Annotated in this window: 20 protein-coding genes; 19 read left to right on the top strand and 1 reads right to left on the bottom strand. The window is 68.8% G+C overall.

The annotated features are described in order from the left end of the window. The first annotated feature begins 32 nt into the window (after window positions 1-32). From ACFT2C_RS05285 to ACFT2C_RS05215, 15 genes are all read left to right on the top strand, one after another. Window positions 33-380, top strand: a complete 348-nt coding sequence (locus ACFT2C_RS05285; protein ID WP_377205961.1) for a hypothetical protein — start codon at window positions 33-35, stop codon at window positions 378-380. Window positions 381-426: 46 nt separating this feature from the next. After that, window positions 427-1,278, top strand: coding sequence for a GntR family transcriptional regulator (locus ACFT2C_RS05280; RefSeq protein WP_377205960.1), 852 nt, complete (start codon window positions 427-429; stop codon window positions 1,276-1,278). 569 nt (window positions 1,279-1,847) lie between these two features. Further along, window positions 1,848-2,429: a hypothetical protein gene (locus ACFT2C_RS05275; protein ID WP_377205959.1), complete on the top strand. Its 582-nt coding sequence runs from the start codon at window positions 1,848-1,850 to the stop codon at window positions 2,427-2,429. Between the two features lie 305 nt (window positions 2,430-2,734). Next, window positions 2,735-3,445 (top strand): hypothetical protein, encoded by a 711-nt coding sequence (locus ACFT2C_RS05270; protein ID WP_377205958.1) that lies wholly within the window; start codon window positions 2,735-2,737, stop codon window positions 3,443-3,445. 189 nt (window positions 3,446-3,634) lie between these two features. Then, a complete protein-coding gene (locus ACFT2C_RS05265; RefSeq protein WP_377205957.1) occupies window positions 3,635-4,150 on the top strand; it encodes an SAF domain-containing protein in 516 nt (171 codons plus the stop codon). 1 nt (window position 4,151) lies between these two features. Beyond that, a complete protein-coding gene (locus tag ACFT2C_RS05260) occupies window positions 4,152-4,907 on the top strand; it encodes a hypothetical protein (RefSeq protein WP_377205956.1) in 756 nt (251 codons plus the stop codon). Further along, on the top strand, window positions 4,904-6,451 hold the full coding sequence (locus tag ACFT2C_RS05255; protein WP_377205955.1) for a CpaF family protein: 1,548 nt from the start codon (window positions 4,904-4,906) through the stop codon (window positions 6,449-6,451). Before ACFT2C_RS05260 ends, ACFT2C_RS05255 begins: the two co-directional genes overlap by 4 nt. A gap of 2 nt (window positions 6,452-6,453) precedes the next feature. After that, entirely contained in the window at window positions 6,454-7,377 is a 924-nt protein-coding gene (locus ACFT2C_RS05250; RefSeq protein ID WP_377206075.1) for a type II secretion system F family protein, read from the top strand. After that, complete coding sequence (locus ACFT2C_RS05245; protein WP_377205954.1) at window positions 7,374-8,282, top strand: hypothetical protein; 909 nt, start codon at window positions 7,374-7,376, stop codon at window positions 8,280-8,282. The genes ACFT2C_RS05250 and ACFT2C_RS05245 overlap by 4 nt, the downstream gene beginning before the upstream one ends. Before the next feature lie 109 nt (window positions 8,283-8,391). Then, on the top strand, window positions 8,392-8,619 hold the full coding sequence (locus tag ACFT2C_RS05240; protein ID WP_377205953.1) for a hypothetical protein: 228 nt from the start codon (window positions 8,392-8,394) through the stop codon (window positions 8,617-8,619). Window positions 8,620-8,669: 50 nt separating this feature from the next. After that, window positions 8,670-9,065: a TadE family protein gene (locus ACFT2C_RS05235; RefSeq protein ID WP_377205952.1), complete on the top strand. Its 396-nt coding sequence runs from the start codon at window positions 8,670-8,672 to the stop codon at window positions 9,063-9,065. Continuing rightward, entirely contained in the window at window positions 9,062-9,535 is a 474-nt protein-coding gene (locus ACFT2C_RS05230; protein WP_377205951.1) for a TadE/TadG family type IV pilus assembly protein, read from the top strand. Before ACFT2C_RS05235 ends, ACFT2C_RS05230 begins: the two co-directional genes overlap by 4 nt. Next, the gene (locus tag ACFT2C_RS05225; RefSeq protein ID WP_377205950.1) at window positions 9,532-10,014 is read left to right on the top strand and encodes a pilus assembly protein TadG-related protein; all 483 of its coding nucleotides are present in this window, start codon (window positions 9,532-9,534) and stop codon (window positions 10,012-10,014) included. The genes ACFT2C_RS05230 and ACFT2C_RS05225 overlap by 4 nt, the downstream gene beginning before the upstream one ends. Continuing rightward, window positions 10,011-13,469: a LysM peptidoglycan-binding domain-containing protein gene (locus ACFT2C_RS05220; RefSeq protein ID WP_377205949.1), complete on the top strand. Its 3,459-nt coding sequence runs from the start codon at window positions 10,011-10,013 to the stop codon at window positions 13,467-13,469. Before ACFT2C_RS05225 ends, ACFT2C_RS05220 begins: the two co-directional genes overlap by 4 nt. Before the next feature lie 117 nt (window positions 13,470-13,586). Then, complete coding sequence (locus tag ACFT2C_RS05215; protein WP_377205948.1) at window positions 13,587-13,982, top strand: hypothetical protein; 396 nt, start codon at window positions 13,587-13,589, stop codon at window positions 13,980-13,982. A 138-nt stretch (window positions 13,983-14,120) separates the two neighbouring features. Here the strand turns inward: ACFT2C_RS05215 and ACFT2C_RS05210 are convergent, their stop codons facing one another. Then, window positions 14,121-15,854 carry a hypothetical protein gene (locus tag ACFT2C_RS05210; protein ID WP_377205947.1) on the bottom strand — a complete coding sequence of 578 codons (1,734 nt, stop codon included), beginning with the start codon at window positions 15,852-15,854 and terminating at the stop codon, window positions 14,121-14,123. Between the two features lie 121 nt (window positions 15,855-15,975). Here ACFT2C_RS05210 and ACFT2C_RS05205 point away from each other — a divergent pair, with 121 nt between their 5' ends. The 4 genes from ACFT2C_RS05205 to ACFT2C_RS05190 all read left to right on the top strand — a co-directional run bounded on the left by ACFT2C_RS05205 (window position 15,976) and on the right by ACFT2C_RS05190 (window position 19,821). Further along, the gene (locus ACFT2C_RS05205; RefSeq protein ID WP_377205946.1) at window positions 15,976-17,424 is read left to right on the top strand and encodes a hypothetical protein; all 1,449 of its coding nucleotides are present in this window, start codon (window positions 15,976-15,978) and stop codon (window positions 17,422-17,424) included. Window positions 17,425-17,558: 134 nt separating this feature from the next. Next, a complete protein-coding gene (locus tag ACFT2C_RS05200) occupies window positions 17,559-18,497 on the top strand; it encodes a bifunctional DNA primase/polymerase (protein ID WP_377205945.1) in 939 nt (312 codons plus the stop codon). Further along, window positions 18,494-18,883 carry a hypothetical protein gene (locus ACFT2C_RS05195; protein WP_377205944.1) on the top strand — a complete coding sequence of 130 codons (390 nt, stop codon included), beginning with the start codon at window positions 18,494-18,496 and terminating at the stop codon, window positions 18,881-18,883. Before ACFT2C_RS05200 ends, ACFT2C_RS05195 begins: the two co-directional genes overlap by 4 nt. Beyond that, window positions 18,883-19,821: a hypothetical protein gene (locus tag ACFT2C_RS05190; protein WP_377205943.1), complete on the top strand. Its 939-nt coding sequence runs from the start codon at window positions 18,883-18,885 to the stop codon at window positions 19,819-19,821. Before ACFT2C_RS05195 ends, ACFT2C_RS05190 begins: the two co-directional genes overlap by 1 nt. Window positions 19,822-19,824: the final 3 nt, after the last annotated feature.

Here is a 19,824-nt window from a genome sequence, read left to right as displayed (position 1 = left end):
CACCCCTGTCCCCGACTGGTTACGGTTGGCGAGTGACAGGCACGGACAGGTTCGAGGACAGGGACGAGTTGCTGCGCCAGTTCGAGACTGCGGTCAAGGGGATAGGCCTCGACGAACGGGCCTTGACAGGCGAACTGCCCTCGGGTGAGACAGGGGACGCCCGGGGCCAAGGGCAGGCCGCGCCGCAACGGCCGTCGCGTCGTCACCCACGTCGCGGCGACGTCGTCGCTTATCGCGTGCGGGTGGACCTGGACGACGCGAACCCGCCGATCTGGCGGTGCCTGGACCTGCGGTCGGACCTGACTCTGGACGTGGTGCACCAGGTGATCCAGGACACGTTCGGGTGGGCCCTGGCTCACGCTGCGCTCGCCCGCGCGTAAGAAGGAGTCCCGATCAGTTGCGTGACCAAGAAAGCGAGCTCAAATAGTGACGAACGGCGGCCGTGACGTGGGAGGCGGCAAGCTCGAGCGCACGGAGCGCATCCTGCGCGACGACATCGAGTCAGGTCGGCTCCGCGACGGTGAGGTGCTCCCGTCAACCCGCGCGCTCGCCGGCCAGATGGGCGTCAGCGTGTGGACCGTCAACAAGGCAATGGAACTCCTCGCCGAGGACGGCTTGATCGAAAGCAAGCCAGGCTCGCGTCGCATCGTGCGCAACAACCTCGGTCGAGCAGCTGAACCCGGCACCGCCCGGATGCCACGGACCTTCCTCATCGGTGGCCACGCCGGATCGGGCAAGTCCGAGCTGGGCCGGGTACTGGCGCGGTTGGCCGGCTCGGCGATCATCGACAAAGACACGATCACCCGCCATGTGACCGAGACGCTCCTCGAAACGCTCGGGCGCCCGCCCCACGACCGCGAGTCGCGCACCTACCTCGACCAGGTCCGGCCTCTCGAAACCGAGGCCGTGCTCTCCGTGATCCAAGAGAACGCCAACGCTGGTGTCGGCGTGATCGGCACCGCGCCCTTCGTCAGCGAGTTCCAGGACAACGCATGGATCGACCGCGTCAGCGCACGGCTTCGTACCGCGGGCGTCGACCTGACGCTTGTCTGGGTGAGGTGTGACGCCGCGACAATGCGCACGTATCTGCAGCGACGCGGCGCGGCCCGCGACATGCATAAGCTCGCGCACTGGGACGACCACGTCGCGGCTCTCGACTTGGACTACCGCCCCACCGCCGATCACGTCATCGTCGACAACTCGGCCACGGCAGAACCACTTCAACGGCAGGCAGCGAGAATGCTCGCCGCGATCACCGAGACCGCAGAGCGCCCATGAACATTGGCGGGGGCACCCCCACGAGTTGTCCGTCATGCCGGCGCCAGCCCGAGCGCTGCTGGAGGCAACAACTCACGCGCGGTCCAACTCGCTGGTCGGTGAAGCCCTGGACAGCGGGTCACACGCTGCCGTGCGCCGCGAGCGCCATCGACTGGGCTCCGGGCGCGATTTCACCCTCAGGAATGGCGTCCCGGGCGAGCGTTTATCGCGCTCGCGCCTTCGGCGGTGGCCGCACGATTCAGCGCATCGTCGAGATGCGACCCTGTTGTCTGCGTTTCTGACCTGCGCAAACAGTGGGTCGGGCACCACGGCGCGATTTCTTCTGTCTGCGTTTTTCGGTGCGCCAGTGTGCCAACGTGGTGTCTTGTCAGCACCGGTCCTCCAGCCGGGGACTGGCAAACAACAGCGCCAAGTTGGACAAGTGACCAAGTGGCACTTACCGAGATCTGGTGCCAATCTGGATCCCCCGGTCTGCACTTCACGACCGTGATCCTTCGTGGAAATCACTTCCGCACCCAGACGAAGGAGACAGGATGAGAGCCCTACCCTGCGTTACCGCGGTGGCTGCCATGGCGCTGCTTACTGTCTCGGGTTGCACGGCCAGCGCGACCGACCCGACACCGACCCCGTCAGCCACGACGACAACGAGCGCGCCTCCGTCGGTCTCCCCCAAGCCGAGCCCGACGACTGAATCGGAGCTCGCCGCCGCGAGCGCCGAAGCGCTGGCGCACGAGTACTACCGCATCACCGATGCAGTCGCCGCGGATCCCACCAACCTCAAGCCGTTGAAGACGGTCGCGACGAGCGCGGAGCTGATTCGGCTGCGGAACACGTTCGGCCCGTGGGAGGACGATGGCTGGCACAAGACCGGCACGATTCAGGTTATCGACCTCACGACCCAGTCGGTCTCCTTCGACGACTCCGGCCAGGGATCCAATGCGGGACCGACGGTGCAGATCGATGTCTGCTACGACGTCGCGGACGTGGACGTCGTCGACGCCTCGGGCGAATCACAAGTCGACGCGAACCGGCCGGACCGCGCTTGGGAGCGCCTGTGGATCTCCAACCCTGACTACGACGACGACCCCGAGTCCGGCTGGCTCGTGGCCGACCGGAAGACCTTGGAGCGGGAGCCGTGCGCCGCGCGCTGAGGATGCTCCCGAGCATGAGCCTCGCCGCGGCGGGGCTTACCGGAATGTGCCTGCCAGCCACCGCTACCGTCCTCGAGCCTCGGCCGATCGTCGAGGCCGGGTGCGATACAGCTCTCGATCAGTTCACCGGCACATGCACTGGAGAGGTGACAGTGTCGGGCACCGGGGGTAGCCCAGGCGTTCATGGCTCGGGGAGCGACCGCGGCACAGTGGGCGAGCCGGCCAGCGTCGAGGCTGGTCCGCCCGCCGCCGACAATGAAAGCAAGCCAGCTTGTATCCGCACTGACGGCGCCAGGGCAAGGCCGGTGCCGTGCACATCGGAGTACGGGATCTGGCAGGCCGATGCGGAGTGCTACGCGAGCACGACGCCGTCGGACCCGCAGCCGCCGCAGTCTTCAGCGGTGTGGGAGCACTTCGACGAGAGCTTCGGTGTCGGGCAGGAGCAGGGCAAGGTGTACGACTGCTACTACCCAGCGACGGGGCAGACGGCTCTGATCTACCTGTTCGATCCGCCGACGGCCGCGCAGGCTCCGCCGACGCCGGGTGAGGTCGCACGGGGGGCGCTGGCGAAGCTGGACCTGCGGGCAGTCGAGATCGGGATGGCGCCCCAGCCGCCGGCCACGGCGCTGGTCGGGGTACCGGTCTGGTTGTGGGTCGACCAGCCGTCCGAGGAGACGTTCGGCCCGGCCTCGGCGTCGGCGACCGTGCGAGGCGTGACCGTCACGGTCACGGCCGAGGTGACCGACGTCGTCTGGGATCTGGATGACGGCAGCACGCTCTCCTGCGATGCCGGGACTGCGTACCGGGCCGAGTTCGGGGCGACGCCGTCGCCCGATTGCGGGCATGTCTTCCTGCGTGAGTCCGGCTCCCGGCCGGGCGGCGCTTACACGGTGACGGCTACCTCGACCTGGACGGTCGAGTGGGCTGGTGCCGGGCAGACCGGAACGATCGCCATGGACCCGTTGGTGGCCCAGACCCAGGTGATCGTGGCAGAGGGTCAGGTGCTCGTGAGCTAAGCGGGCACCAAATAGGGGGCGCAGATGTCCGATTCCACCACCACACGCCAGACAGTCACTGAACATGACCCCGCGGCTACTCGGCCGCTGGTCGCACCACCGCCATTGCGTCGTCAGCCCTGGCTGGCGGTCCTGGCCTGCGCGACGTTGGCCGCCGGCGGGGTACTTGGCCTGGTCACGTGGATGCTCATGTCCACGTCGCAGGACATCGTGGTCGCGTCCCATGGCCTGGACGCCTACGACGTGATCACCGCGGAGGACGTCCGGGTCATCTCGGTCACCCTGGACCCGACGGTCGCAGCGATTCCCGGACGGGATGCCTCCGCACTGATCGGTCAGCGGGTGACGGGTGCGGTCGAGGCGGGCGGGGTCCTGTCTCCCGGCATGGTGTCCGCGGACGCGTTCCCGCCTGAGGGGCAGTCAGTGGTCAGGGTGACGCTGCCCCCGGACCAGTCCGGCGAGCTCGCGCTGGATCCGGGTGACGCGGTGCGGGTCGTGGTGTCCGCGGCGACCGCGCAGTCCGACGCCGAGCCGACCTACACCACGGCCCAGGTCGCGGCGGTCCGGGTGGGCACCTCGCGGACGGTCGTGGAGGTGCTGGTCCCGCACGAGGAGGCCGTCGCGCTGTCGGACGCCGTGGTCGCCGGGCGGGCCTCCCTCGTCCAGGACTCCGCCACCACCGACACGGCCGCTGGGGGTGAGTGAGATGGCCGTGATCGCGCTCGCTTCGACCAACGGCGCCCCCGGTGTGAGCACCACCTGCCTGGGCCTGGCGCTGGCCTGGCCACGGCCTGTGCTGCTGCTGGAGGCCGACCCCCGGGGGTTGTCCGCGCTGATGACGGGATGGTTCCAGGGCGCCAGGCCGTACGAGAAAGGCCTGGTCGAGCTCGCACTGTCTTCCCTGGCCCCGGCCGACGCTCTGCGGGAGGTCATGCTGCCCTTCGAGGGCACACAGGCGTCGTTCGTGACCGGGCTGCGGACCCACACCCAGGCCACGACACTGCGCGGGCAATGGGAGCCGGTCGCCCAGGCGCTGGCCGAGCTCGACGCCGAAGGCATGGACGTGATCGTGGACGCCGGCGCCCTGGGCTACCCAGGATCGCCGGACCCGGTGCTCGCATCAGCCGACGTGACCCTCCTGACGGTGCGGTCATCCCTACCGGCGCTGGGCGGCGCGCGCCCATGGGCCGACGTCGCAGTGCGCGAGTCGCTGTGGCGCAACCCGGGTCTGCTGGTAGTCGGCGAGAAGCGCCCTTACACCGGGGGTGAGATCGCCGCTTCCCTGTCCCTTCCGTTGATGGCGCAGGTGGCCTGGGACCCCAAGGGTGCCGAGTTCTACTCCCAAGGCGTCCGCCAGTCCGATTCGTTCGAGACCAGCAAGTACGTCCGGTCGCTGAACGCCGCGGTCGCGACGCTGCAGACCGAGCTCGCGCACCGCCGCAGCCTGGAGGTGCGCGTATGACCGCCCTGCGTGACACCCGATCTGCCGATGGCAACAGCCCTGACTACGACCTGCCTCGGCCCACGTCGATCCCGTTCCTGAGCGAACCGCTGCCCGACCCGAGCGCTGCGGCACCGACTGCTTCTGGACCATCTGCCGGCACTGGTACCAACCCGTGGGTGGCGCCGTCCGGCACGATCCATCTCGGCCCCGACGTGAACTGGGGCCTGGTGGCCAGTCTGCGCACACAGGCGTCAAAAGACTTGGCGGCACGGGCCTCAGCCGCGCAGGGCCATCTCGACCGGCCCGCACGCGAGCAGCTTGCCTGGGACATCATCCAAGGCTTGATCGCGCAGATCCGAGCCAGCCGAGCGAACACCGACGGCGGCACGTTGAGCAGCACGCAACAGACCGAGCTGGCTCAGGCGACGTTCGACGCCCTGTTCCGGATGGGCCGACTGCAACCGCTCCTGGACGACCAGCGCGTCGAGAACGTGCTGATCTACGGGTTCGACGAGGTGTGGCTCGAGCTCAACGACGGCGCCCTCGTCGCCGGCCCACACGTCGCCGAAAGCGACGAGCAGCTCATCGAGTTCCTCCAGTTCCTCGCCTCCCGCTCCGAGGCCAACCCCCGGATATTCTCCGAGGCGCGGCCCCGCCTGCACCTGCAGCTGGACGACGGTTCACGACTGGCCGCGGTCGCCTGGGTCACCCCGCGCCCCCAGGTCACCATCCGCCGCCACCGCGTCGTCGAGGTCTCCCTCGACGACCTCGCCCGGGACGGCGTCATGACCCCGCTGGCGGCGCAGTTCCTCGCCGCGGCGGTCCGCGACCACCGCTCCATCGTCGTGTCCGGCTCTCCAGGGGCAGGCAAGACCACGCTCGTGCGGGCCTTGTGTTCACACATCCACCCGCTCGAGCAGATCGCCACCATCGAGACCGAGGCCGAACTGCGCCTGCAGGAGCGGCGACGGTTCGTGCGCGCATGGGAGGCACGGCCCGGCACCGGGGAGATCGGCCCGGACGGGAAGCAGGCCGGCGAGTACACCCTGTCCGACGCCGTGTGGGACTCCTTGCGGTTCAACGTGCAGCGGACGGTCGTCGGCGAGATCCGCGGGCCCGAGGTGATCGCGATGCTCAAGACGATGGAGAACGGGTCCGGATCGTTGTCCACGACCCACGCCCGGAGCGCCGTCGACGCGATCGAGAAGCTGACCACGTGCGCCATGGAAGCCGGCGCCCAGTTCACCCACGACATGGTCACGGCCAAGCTGGCCCATGCGATCGACCTGGTGGTCCACATCGAGCTGACTCTCCCCGACGAGGACGACGAGCACGACCATCGTGGCGTTGCTCGCCCCGCCAGGGTGCGGCGGCGAGTGTCCGAGATCGTGGCGATCAGCCGCGGCGACCAGCCTGGGACGTTCGCGTCGACTCGGGTGTTCACCACCGGGCCTGACGGTCAGCTGGTGCCCGATGTGCTGCCGGACGAGTACCGCAGCCTCGCCCGGCGCAGGTTCGACCTGGCCGCCTACGCAGCCGCCCAGAGCATCGGGGGGCGGTGACCATGTGGCTTGCGATCATCACTGGTGCTCTCATTGGGCTCAGCGTCTTCCTCCTGGTCGCCTGGTGGTGGTCCTGGCCCCTCCTCCCAGGCCCGGGCACCTGGCACCGCAGCCGCCTGGCGCGCGTCTCGCGCCGCAGGTGGATGCTGATCGGGGCAGGACTCATTTGTGGGATCGTCGTCTGGGCGATCACGGGGATGCTGCTCGCGCTGGTCGGGATCCCCGCCGCGATGATCGGCTTGCCGGCGCTGCTGTCCAACCGCGCCGAAGCCGATCAGATCGCCCGCCTGGACGCCATGGCCGAGTGGTGTCGCTCGCTCGCCGGCGTGATCACCGTCGGTATCGGCCTGGAGCAGGCGCTGCGCGACTCCGCCCGGGCGGCGCCGGCACCGATCAAGGAACCCGTCACGCAACTGGTTCACCGGGTGGACGCACGCTGGGACACAGAGGCAGCGATCCGGGCGTTCGCCGAAGACCTGCACGACCCCACCGGCGACCTCATCGCCATCGAGCTCTCGCTGGCCGCCCGCCGTCGCGGCACCGGGCTGGCAGCGATGCTGGAGGCGGTGGCCGACTCGGCCGCAGCCGACGTCCGCTCCCGCCGTCAGGTCGCCGCAGACCGGGCCAAGTCCCGGGCCACGGCCCGTTGGGTCACGATCCTGTTCGTCGGTGTGCTCGTCGCCCTGGCGTTCAGCGGCGAGTACGCCGAGCCGTACACGACCGTCCTGGGACAGGTGGTCCTCGCGACGCTGATCGGTGCCTACCTCGGGACGCTGGTCTGGCTGGACCGTATCGCCCGGGGCAAGCCCCCGGCCCGGAGCCTCGGCGTTCAGGCCCGCGCAGAGCGAGACCGGCGCGTGCGCGCCACGGTTCTCACCTCGCCTGTCCCGTCTGCCCCGGCCAGCGCCTGGGGAGCGGCGTCATGACCGGGCTGGCCGGCGCCGTGCTCGCAGGTTGCCTCCTTGCTCTCGGGTTGACGCTGCTGGGCATCTACTTCTTCGCGCCTGCCCGGGTCGACCCCGTCAAGGCTCTGGCCGCGCTGGCCCCACCGCGCACCGTGACCCCGACCGGCCGGGTCCAGCCCGCACCGCAGGACGGTGTCGAACGCCTCGGGACGTGGGCGATGCGCAACGTGCCCGACGCGGTATGGCTGCGCACCCCGGTCAAGGAACTGAATCTGGTGGGCCGGTCGCTGACCCGGTTCTACGGCGAGCGGATCGTGTTCGCTGCCTACGGCTTGGCGATCGCTCCACTGGCGGTGTGGGTCGTGGGCCTGTTCGGTCTGCAGCTGCCACCGGTGGTCTCCGTGGCCGGTGCGGTCGGGCTGGCCGTGGTGATGTTCTTCGTCCCGAACTACAACGCCATCGACGATGCGAAGACGATGCGCACCGAGCTGCGGCGCGAGGTCGCCACCTACGTCGAAGCCGTCGCGTTCGAACGTGCCGGCGGGTCCGGTGTGCGGCAGGCCATGGAACACGCCGCAGCGGCCGGTGACCACTGGGTCTGGGCTCGGATCAGTCAGGAGCTGATCCAGTCACGCACCTCCGGGCAATCACCCTGGGACGCACTGGAAGCCCTCGGTGACGAGCTGACCCTCCCGGAGCTGACGAACGTCGCCCACGTGCTGCGTCTGGCGGGCGAGGAGGGCACCGCCGTCGCAGCCAGCCTGCAGGCCCAACGCACCGCGCTGCGTGCAGCGCTGGTGACCGACGACCTGGCCGCCGCCAACGCGACCAGCGAACGCATGGACATACCCCGATCCCTGCTCGGTGTCGTGTTCCTCGCGCTGCTGATGGCCCCCGCCGTCCTGCGGATCTTCCAGAACACCTGACCACCACACCCTGCCCGCACAACCACGCGGATTCGAAGAAGGAGGGCCTGCCCATCAGTACCCCAGACCCGGCGGCCGACGTCGCCGGACCGACGGAAGGACCACCCCCATGCTTCACCTCTACGTCACCCTCCAGGTAGCCCAGACCATGCTCTTCGACCGGTTCACGGACCCGTCACGACGGCAGCGGATCGAGATCGACCGGGAGGCTGGCGGGATCACGCTGGAGTTCGTCTCCTGGGCAGTTGCCCTGCTCGTCGTGGCCGGGATCGTGATCGCCGTGGTCACCCAGTACGCCGAGTCCGAGTCGGCGAAGATCATCAGCCCGAACCCCTGACCATGACGACCCCACGGCCGGCTGCTCGACAGCGAGCGACCCGACACAAGGTGACCCGGTGCGGGCGGCGCGACGACCAGGGCTCCATCACGCTCGAGATGATCGTCGCGCTGCCCGCCCTGCTCGGGCTGTTCTTCATCTGTGTGCAGGCCGGCCTGGTCCATCACGCCCGGCAGGTCGTGATCGCCGCGGCCAACCAGGGCGCGTTCGCCGCCGCGGCCGAGTACGGCACGGGCCCCGACGGCGCCGCTGCCGCGACCTCGTTCCTGGACCAGGTCGGCGCCGGCGCGCTGACCGAGTGGTCGGTGAGCGCCACCCGTAACGCCACGACCGTGCAGGTCCAGATCACGGCACGGTCCTACTCGATCCTGCCGGGACTCGACCCCGAGGTCTCCGCCGTCGCGTCGGCGCCAGCGGAAACCCTCACCGGAAGCGTGACGCCATGAACCACCTCAACCCTGCGCGCGCCTCCAGGCGCACGGGTGCCGTCCCTGCTCGCACCCGGGGCACCGAGACGGGCTCGGCGTCGCTCGAAATGGCCGTGAGCGTGGTCGGGTTCGGGCTGCTACTGGCCCTGATTCTGCTGGCCGGCCGGGTGGTGACCGCACGACAGTTGGTCGAGACCGCCGCCTACGACGCCGCCCGCACCGCATCCATCACCCGCGACATCACGCTCGCCCCCGCGCGGGCACAGGAAGCCGCCACCGCGAGCCTGACCAACCAGGACCTGACGTGCGTGTCGAGCAGCACGAGCGTGGACACCTCGCGGTACTCATCCACCCCCGGTGAGCCATCACAGATCACCGTCACGGTGTCGTGCGAGGTCAACCTCGCCGACCTCGCCCTCGGGCCCGTCACGCACACCGTGAGCCGAGCGGCGACCTCTCCGGTTGATTCGTGGAGGTCGGCCTCATGAACAGAAACCAGCCGCACACAACCCGCCCGGTCGAGCCCGGTCGGCGTTGGTACTCGGGCTGCGACCGCGAAGGTGATCAGGACGGCTCGGTGTCGGTGTGGATGATCACCGCCGCCGTCGGCCTCATCCTGATCGTCGGCGTGGTCCTGGACCTCGGCTCCCAGCTGCACGCCCAGCAGCGCGCCTACGCCGTGGCCGCACAGGCTGCCCGGACCGGCGGCCAGCAGCTCGACGCGGCCAGCGTGCTCGCCGGCGGCGACTTCACCGTCGACCCTGCCGCCGCCATCGACGCCGCGAGCGCCTTCCTCGCCGAGTCCGACATGCCCGGCACTGCCTGGGTGGAGGGCGACCAGGTCCACGTCACCGTCCACGACACCTACACACCGCAGATCCTGGGCCGGATCGGTCTGGGACCGTTCCCGGTCGAGGTCACTGCCTCGGCACGCCTGGTCCGCGTCGTGGGAGGAGCAGAACAATGACCCGCAGCACCAGCCACCGGCTCCCCGGCTACCCCACCGCCCGCCCCGGCGGGCCGCCGGCTCATGCCACCGCGGCGGACCGGTTGCGTGGCCTGGGCGCGTTGCTGTGTGTCCTGCTTCTGGTCGTCGGGCTCCCGGCCGGACTGCTGGTCGCACAGCCGCTGGTGCTTCCGGCCTGGCTGGACCTGGATACTGCGCGCATCGTGCTGCTCGGCGGCGACGTGTCCCGCGTGCTCCTGCTCCTGGGGTATGCCGCTGCCTGGCTCATCTGGGGCTGGCTGACCTGGAAGGTCCTGGTCGAGATCGCGCGGCAGTCACGGCGGCTGCACCGCCCGCACCTGACGCCCGTGCCCGTGGGCCTCGTTGGCCGGCTCGTGGCCACCACGTCGCTGCTGTTCGTATCCCTGCCCCTGAACCCAGCCCTCGCGGCGCCGTCGGCCGCAGTCGGCGTCGCGCCCGTCCCCGACGCCGCCGTGGGACCTGCAGCCCAACGTGCGCCCGAGCGGACAGCCGACACGCACGGCGGAAGCCCGAGCGCCGACGCCCCGGCCGCATCGGCGAGGACCAACGGGCACGCTGGTGACGATACCGTCACGCGTTCGCAGCCCCGGGTCGTGTCGTACGTGGTGCGACGGGGCGACACCCTGTGGGGTCTGGCCGAGTCTCGGCTGGGCGATGGGCGCCGCTACACCGAGATCCACGACCTCAACAAGGGCACCCTCGGGCCCAACCCTGGCCTCTTGCCCGCCGGGGCCACCATCCTGCTGCCCGACTCGACATTGGACACCCGTGATGACGATGCCGAGGGCACGGACCGCACGAAGCACACCGTCCGTCCCGGAGAGACCCTGACCGGGATCGCACAGGACCACTACGGCGACCCCGCCAAGTACACGACCATCGCCCAGGCATCCAAGGACACAATCCAACCCGGCGGCGAGCACCTCACCGACCCCGACCACGTCAAGGCAGGCTGGATCCTCACGCTGCCCGAGTCCCGAGCCGCCGAGCCCGAGGCAGACTTCGCCGCACACAAGGAGTCCCCGCCCCAGGGCGCCCACCCGACGCAGCCTCAACCGACTCCGAACGCATCCGGCGAGCCCGCCCCTGTTGCCAGTCCGGACGCCGAGGGCGCGGATCGGGCCGAGGACGGCCCTGCCGTGGCCGGGCCCACGCGCTCGCACGCGGCCTCGCCCTGGGTCACCCCCACCCCGCAGATCGATGGTCAGCACTCCAGCGACGCGAACGACGACGAGACCGGCCAGAGAGAAGGGTCCTCACAAGACGCCGACCACGAGGCTCCTGCATGGTTGCTGCCCGGTGTCGCGGCCGGCGGCGGGATTCTGGCCGCCGGTCTGCATGTCACGGTCACCCGCGCGCGCAGTCGTCGGGAGCGGCTCCGCCGGCCGGGGCGCATGGTTGCACCGACCCCGCCCGACCTGGTGCCCGCCGTCGCGACCGCGAGATTCGTCGGCAGCGACCGCGCGCCCGACGTTCAGCGCCTGGACCGCCTCCTGCGCGCCCTGGCGGGCCCAGACCTTGCGTCCGGCCGCCCCCGCCCACAGCTCGCCGCCGTCGAGCTCGCCGCCGACCAGGCGGTCCTGCACCTGGCCACACCCGCCACGCTGCCTGAACCATGGACCGGTGACGGCACACGATGGGCGGCGCCCTTGGCCGCGGCTCCACAAGAGTGTCGGGACCTGGTGCCCTACCCGGTGCTGGTCACCGTCGGGGTCGACCAGGACGAGCACGCCTGGCTGCTCGACCTCGAGCACCTGCGGACCGTCGCGGTGACCGGTGACGACGACGTGATCGCGTTCGGCAGACACCTGGTAGCCGAGCTCGCCGTGAACCCGTGGACGGTCAACCTCACCACCCACGCCGCCGGCATCGGGCACGGCGCCGCCGGGCTGTCGCAGTACCGGGTCGAGGAGGACGAGGACACCGAGTTCCTCGACACGATCAGCACCTACGTGCGCCAAACCGCCAGCGAGGCACCCGAGGGTGAGGACCACGAGTGGTTCCACGCCGTCGTGACCACCAAGCTGAGTGACGAGCTCAGTGCCCTCGGCACCGCGATCCATGGCCACCCTGGCCGACCCAGCGCTGTCGTGATCACGCTCGGCGTCGAGCCACGGCCCGACGATGTCGTCCTCGAAGCGCGCGACGGTCGACTGCGGGTCACGATGTCAGAGGCGGGGCTCGACCTGGACCTGGTCCCGGCCAAGATGAGCGCCGAAGAACTGGCGGCCTGCTCCCGCCTCGTCGAGCTCACCCGAGACCCGGCCGACGTGGCCAACCCGCTCGCCGACACCATCACCGGACGAACGATCTCGGACGACGCCACCGAGCCCAGGGTTCGGGTTACCGAGCGTCCGGACGATCCCGACACCGCGGCGGGGCCTTGGTCGATCCTGCCGAGCGCCGACGTCGAGTACGTCACCAAGACCGCGAACACCCGCGAGGACCTCGCCCGACTCGCGCCCATCGTCCAACTGGCCGACGCCAGTCCTGACGGCGAGAGCACGACTGGTGACGATGACAGGGTCGCTCGACACGATCAGGCCGAGATGGACGCGACTCTGGATCAGGATCTTGCCGACTGGTGGAACCAGGACACCGACAGACCCCGTGTCGAAGTCCTGGGCACCGTCTCGATGTGGGGCGTCGGAGACCAAGCTGTCAGCCCGACGCCGGCAATGCGCAAGGCGATCAAGATCGTCACCGAACGCCGGCCGACGTTCACCCACCTGGCGGCGTTCCTCGCCCTGCACCCCCAGGGAGTGACGCTGGAGCAGGTCGAGCTGGTCACCGGAGGGATCAGCAACGACGCCCGCTACCGGATCACGAGCCTGCGCAACTACCTCGGGACCCGATCTGACGGCACGCCGCGCATCCCGCTCGGCAAGGCCGGCCGACCCAAGGCCGATGACCCTCCCCACCTGTACCGGATCCCAGACGCCCTGGTCGACGCCCACCTCTTCCGCCGCCTCTACCAACGAGCCATCCGACGCGGCGCGGACGGGTTGCCCGACCTCGTGGAGGCCCTGGGGCTGGTGGACGGGAGACCGTTCACGCTGGCCAAGGACGACCCCCGCTGGCTCTGGGCCACCGAGGGCGAGGGCCTGGCCGACCAGTACACGGCCCTGATCGGCGACTTGGCGCACCTGGTCGTCACCCGCGCCGTCCTCGACGGTGACCTGCCACTGGCACGCCGCGCCTGCGAGACCTGGCGTGCCTGCGACCCGGCCAACGAAGCACTCGCCGACGACGACCGCCTCATCACCCTCGCCGAGGGCCACCCAGACCAGGCCCAGCAGATCGCCGCCGAGCTCTGGACACGCAACGACGACGAGACCGGACCGACCGGACCCGGCGAACGCACCCTGCAGATCCTCGACACGCATGATCACGCAGGTGAACAGGCCTCAGTCACAGTTCACAACGAGGGATAGCCCGAGCCGGAGCTCTAGCACCGACTCGCGCCTTGCCTGCCACTTCCGGCCCGCGAGGTGGCGTTCGCCGGGCTGCACCCTTGACAGGAATAGAACTAGTGTTCGACAGTCGTCCCTATGCGCACCACGAAGAGGGCGTCACAGATCGCGAAGTATCAGCAGTGCGCAGCGGCCGCCGGGCGGGGCGTGCCAGCAGAGCTGCTCGACCTAGCCGGCGATCCCACCCTGACTGGAGAGATGCTCGCGACGATCGCGCCAAGCAACCGCGAGCGCGACGCCGACATTGATCTCGTCAACGCAATCCTGGACCACCCGGCATGTAGCGAGGGCATCGCATCTCGGTACACCACGCACCACGACGCCATCATCCGCCTACGCATAGCTACGTTCCCCAACGTCACCAGTGCGTCACTGCAGATTCTCGCGGTCGACCCGGACGAGGGTGTCCGCGATGCCGCCACGGCTCAGCTCGAGCGCTTGAATAGCACCTCCACGACATTCGGCTGGCATTAGTACGCTCACGGGCGTATTGCGACGGAATTTCGTCAAATGGGGACGGATCGTGGACTGCAATGCGTAGCGTCCGCCCGTCGCGGCCCAGCACCGGATGCTGCCCAGGCCACAGTCGCTCTCGAACGGACATGACGCAGTTCAGACGACCTCGCGTGTCTCACCGTCGTCCGGAGCAGCAAGTTCGAGCGGAGTCGTCGTGAGTGGTGCGTTCGGGTCTCGGCGGGAAATCTCTGCAGAGTAGACCCTGAATGGTGATCCATCGAAGCCAGCGAATGTGAGCTTGTGTCCAGCTCCCGAACCGGATCGGAGGACATCTACTGCCCGCTGACCGTCCAGGGCGTGCGCACGAGGGTGAAAGAGCACTGCGCGTACGGGAAGTACGTGATCAAGGACGAGGTAGTGGACCTCTGTCTCGGATTCGATGGTCATCTGATCTTGCAGGAGCTGCTCCTCGAACTCTGGGCTTGTCTTGCCGCTCAGGGTGACATGCAGTTGCCCGAAGTCAGGCTCTTCGATGATGTGGCCGTCCAGAACTAGTCGACACTTGCGGATCTCGGCGCGCTGCGTCCACGTCAGCTCGTCGGGCATTGAGAGGGCGACGTTGTAGCGCGTGGCAATCGTGACGAGGTCGTCGACCAATTGACAGGTGTATGGGTCCGAACCAGTCGTTGATGCTTCCTCGACGGGGTCGTTCCACGTGAACAGCTTCTTGCCGGCTGACCAGATTGCCATGGCCCACTTGTCCTGCCGTGCGGGCAGGTCCATAAGGGCCAATGCTTCGGCGACGTGCCGTACATCCCTGCCCGTCGCGGCGGGGTAGTTCACGTTGGCCGTCGTTTGCGACGAGTCGTGCTGAGTCGTGAGTGTGAAGGTCACCCCACAGTCCAGCTCCATGACTAGACGCCAGCCTTGCTCGCCGCGGCTGACTAGGGACGTTCCGCGGAAGCTGTGCACCGTGGCGCCCGTCTCCGCCAGAATCCGCAGCTCGCAGGGGACATGCTTGCTCAAGTTGCTGGGGCCGAGCGTGACTGTCACGTCACCGGCGAAGTGAGCGGCGACAATCTCCGGGCCAGTGATCTTGACCGCTTCGAGAGCGTCGGGGCCGATCTCGATGCCCGGTCCTCCATAGCTGCGAAGTTGGCTCAAGGCGGCTCGTGCCTCATGCCCTTCTGGCGTGTCGCGCAGAGTCGGCGCTAGTCCGACCGGCTCCTTCTCGTAGGCGTCAGGACGCAGCGGCGTGAACTGTTTGCCCACCACTCCGTCGGGGCCAGTTGTGATGGTCGTGCTCCAGAAGGCACTGTGCATGTTTGCGCGCTCGCCGAGACTCATAGCCGCCTCGTCGATTGCAGCTGGCGTATCCAGGACCAGCCCCTCCGCCCCCGTGTATCGGAGAGCCTCCTTGAGCGGCCCGACCGTGAGCACCTTGTGGATCTGCGGAAACTTCGACAGGAGGATGTTCAGCTGAGTCGACCCGATGAACGCGACCTGGAGCTTTCGTTTTCCGATCAGGCTGCGCACCCACTTCCGCTCCTTCGTCGTCGGGTTGCGCGGAAGTACGAGAACCCATCGCTCCGGGTTGTGCGCCATAGCCGCGGTGAAGGACTTCCTGATCTGGGCGCGCCGAACCTTCGCGTGACCACCTGAGAAGCCTTCCGGGAAGTACTTCAGCTGGTAGATAACACTGACGGTCTCGTCAGGACGGACCACATCGACGTCGATCCCGCCGTCCCCACCACGCCCGTCGATCGCAGTCACTTCCCCCTGTGAAGGGTCGGCCTGGTGCCTCGCAACCAAGAGCATCTCGACAGCTTCGTCAAACTTGGGCTGGCCGCAGGTCCGCCAGGGATACAGGGTGTCGTCCTCAAGAAGCACCTCAGCAACGGTAGCGAGAGCTGAGCTGCGATGCGGCAAATCGGTGACACTTCACCCGTCGATCCGAGCCTCACCCTTGGAGATCCTTTCGCTCGTCACCGCGCGGTGGCACAGTCTGCGCATGACGGCCCATGAGGAGCGTTCCGCGGTTGGACGCTTGCGTTACATCGTGCTGGACACCAACGCGTTCGGCAGCGGCAAAATTCGACTTGAGCAGGTCGAGGGTCTGGCATCCGACCTTGCCACCGCAGGCGTAGTTGTGTTGGTCCCCGAGGTCGTCCTCTGGGAGTGGGCTCAGCATGCGCATGAGGATCTCGATGCCTTCTACACCCAGCAGGCATCGATGCATCGAGTTCTGCGGGGTGCGCAGATCCCCGGGCACTTCCCCGATGTGCCGAACGGTCTCCATGGGGAGTCCGTCGCAGTCGACCGGATCCTCGAACACCTCACCGAACGGCTGGCTGCTCTCGCAAACGTTCGGATCCTTCCCACCGCGCCGAGCGCAGCGCTGGTCGGCCTGAAGGCACAGATTCTGCAACAGGGTTCGGGGCGCAGGAAGAGCGGGACGAAGACGGGCGCAGCGGATATGGCCTGGGTGCACTCGGCGCTCGAGCACGTTGGTGGGGACCCGACCAGGCTGGCGTTCCTCAGCGGAGACGGTGACATCGATAGGGCATGCGTGCACCTCGGTATCGAGCAGCCACGAAGGTTCACGAATCGGAACCAGGCGGTGGTCGAGATCCGGCAGCTGGTCCAGACCGACCCCACCACCGTTGCAAGGGCGCTCGCCCGGCACGTCTGCAGAGACCTCCCGGCGCCCGTAAAAGCGTTGACGGACAAGCTCACCGACCTTGTCAGCATCGTCGATGAGGAGTCGGTCCGCACCGTACTTCCGGACTCTTGGCGCACCACAGGTGCCTCTGTCCGAGAGATCACCGGTCTGGCCGCAGTCGAGGATGTGCGTGTCGAGGGCCGAGACAGCGCAGTCGACGCCAGTCTCGTCACAGGGACTCTCCAACTGGTCGGCACCCTCTCGGCTCTCCTCTGGGAGGGGGGTCACAACGAAGGCACACCGTGGAACTTTCGCGACGTCGCAATGAGGGTGCCCGTCACTGCGCATTTCGATGGACACCAGATCAGTGGTCTGCGAGCAGCGGGACCAGCCCAATTGGAACCCACTGCGTCTCGCTTCTACACCGTCGACGAAGCCAAGGCATCGCTCGCTGAAGCCCTGGGCCGCGCCCCGGGGCTCGATCGAGTCCCCTGGATCGATCTCTTCAACGGCGAGCGACCAGATGAGCTCGGTGATCGGCTCCCCGATGGCCTCGACGTGTTGCTCGACTTTCCTGATGATGACGACGAGCAGTGGACCGCACAGTTCGTTGTGCGAGGTCGCCCTCACGACGTCCTGATACTGGAGAACTCCTACGCCGCCGCACGGATGAAGCACGCCCCCTTCGAGATCGAGACGCCAGCCGATCCAATCCATGGTCCGGCCAAGCCACTGGACGGCCCCGTCGCTGCAACCGCCTACCTCGTGTCGCTCCTTGTTGCTGCCGGGAGTCTGTGAATAGCGCTCACCAGACGACATCAGGCTTGATTGCTCGACCGCGATTCTGACCTGCGGTTTCTAATCGCGGCAGCGCTGGGCGCGATTCTTTCTGGCCGCGATTGACGCGATTCTCGGGTGTCAGCGTGGCTGGCATGGACACACCGCAGCCCGCAGATCTCGACCCGCGCATCCGCGCCGTGGTCGCGGCGTTCCGTGCGCCGTCGACCGCGGACGCGGCGCATGCGCTGGCGCGGGCGGGTGTCCCGGTCTTCCCGTGTGCCCCGCGGGCGAAGTATCCACGGACCAGGCGCGGGTTCCAGGACGCCACGACTGATCCCGGGACGGTGGCGTGGATGTGGCGCCAGTGGCCGGACGCGAACGTCGCGATCCCGACCGGTCGGGTCTCCGGGTTTGACGTCGTGGACGTCGACACCCACGAGACCGGGTCCGGGCAGGCCGCGTTCGACGGGGCACTCCAGCACGGTCTCGCCGGTGGCTGGGCGTTCGCCGTCCACACTCCGCACGCCGGCCTGCACGCGTTCTTTCCCAACCCAGGCATCGAGCAGCGTTCGTGGGCTCTGTCCAAGGCGCACGTCGACTTCCGGTCCGACGGCGGTTACATCGTCGTGCCGCCGTCCTACGTCGAGTACGACGACGGCACGTCGGGCACCTACCGGCTCGCCGCGGTCGCCTCGGGTCCGGTGTCCCCGGTCGACGGCGTCGCACTGCGCGACTTCCTGCAACCGCCACGCCCTCGCCCCGTCTTTGCCCCGAACCCTAGTGGTGACGAGGAGGCCGCCGAACGGCTGGCCCGCTACCTCCTGTCCGAGCCCGGCTATCGCCATGTGCGCCTGTTCTGGGCTGCGTGCCGCCTGGCCGAGGAGAACCACGACTACGACGTCGCGCTGAGCACGCTCGGCGCCGCGGCGGTCCAGCTCGGCCTGTCGCCCAGGGAGGCCGAACGCACGATCCGTAACGCGTACCGACATGCACACCCGCATGCCGCACACCCGACCCCGGGTCCCGAATCCAGCACGTTCGAGCCGGGCGGCCGACGCCGTCCGAACCCTCCCCAGGCGGTGATCTCATGAACGCCCCATACAACCAGGAACACGCCCCGTACCAGCACCACGTCCAGCACGACACCAAGCAGCCGGCCTCACCACAGCAGACCACGCCGCAGCAGACCGAGCCGAACCCGTTCGCGGTGCACGGCGACCCGTCCCAGCGCACCAACCCTGCCGCCCGCGACGAGGTCGAGACATCCCGGCGCGTGCACTGGACCCGGCTGGCCGACCTGTACGCCGACCCCCGGGTCGCCCGGCTCGCGGTGCGCGGCGTGGACCTGCACGCGCACCTGCTGCGCACGGTGCGCAACGCTCCGATCAACGCCGCCAAGGCGGCACGACGACGCCTAGCCCCGAGCTCCGAGCCCGCCCGCCGGCCGGGCGCAAGCACCGAGGGGGTCGAGCTCTGATGACCGTCATCGAGACCACGGACACACCGGTCCGCGCCGTGGGCGCCTCCGCTCCACGGCACCACAGCCCCGCGAGGCCGGCGCCGATCCCGAGCATGAGGAAGCCGGGCGGTGACCGGCCGGGGTTTGCTGATCCGCAAGGCCTGCGGCGGCTGCTGGTTGCCGTCTACCGCGGCGGCTCAGACGGGTGGCGGTCCCACCCGGACGTGCCTGCACTGCTGGCGTACTGCCAGGACAAGTACGCCGCGCTGGCCCGCCGCAACGGCCAGAGCCCGCAGGACGCGGTCACCGCAGCATTCGAGGTGCTGGCGGTCCCGTCGATCCTGGACGCAGACGACCCGTGGGCCGTGGTCACCACGGCGGTGCAGCGCACCCTGCAGGCACAAGACCGTGCCCACCGGCTGCTGTGCTCCACCGACCAGGCGCGCCGGCTGATGCACTCCTGCCACCACGACATCGCCAGGTTCTGCGATCTGGACCCCGACTCCAGCATCCCGGACACCGTCGAGCGGGCCGCCTCAACACCCCAGGACGACCCGCCTGGGCCCACGGGGTCCGGGACCGCAGGGGCCGAGATGACACCGCTGGATGTGCGGGTCGGACTGATCACGGTCCGCACGGTGCTGACCGCGACGGGCTGGCCGCCGGAGGTCGCCCGGGTCGGCGTGGACTACGTGTGCGAGCGGCTGCGCATCGCGGGCAGCCAGGCCACCGCCTTCGAGTACCTGCGCCGCGAAGTCACCCCCTTGCAGTTGCTCGGGCTGGACCACCGCACCTGGGTCCGGTTGTGCCGCGTCCTGCTCGGCGAGCCCGGACGTCCGGGCCTACTGGCGCGCGCCGTCCTCGGTGAGCGCCCGGTGGATCTGCTGGCCGACGCAGGCCTGGTCACTGCCCTGAGCAAGCAGGCTGCCCGCCCGGTGGGGGTAGGTCATGGGTGAGCA

The sequence above is a fragment of the Promicromonospora sp. NPDC057138 genome, from assembly GCF_042670845.1.
Lineage (GTDB): Bacteria > Actinomycetota > Actinomycetes > Actinomycetales > Cellulomonadaceae > Promicromonospora.
Note: the sequence above shows the minus strand (reverse complement) of the source record. Positions and strands in the feature narration are given on the sequence as shown.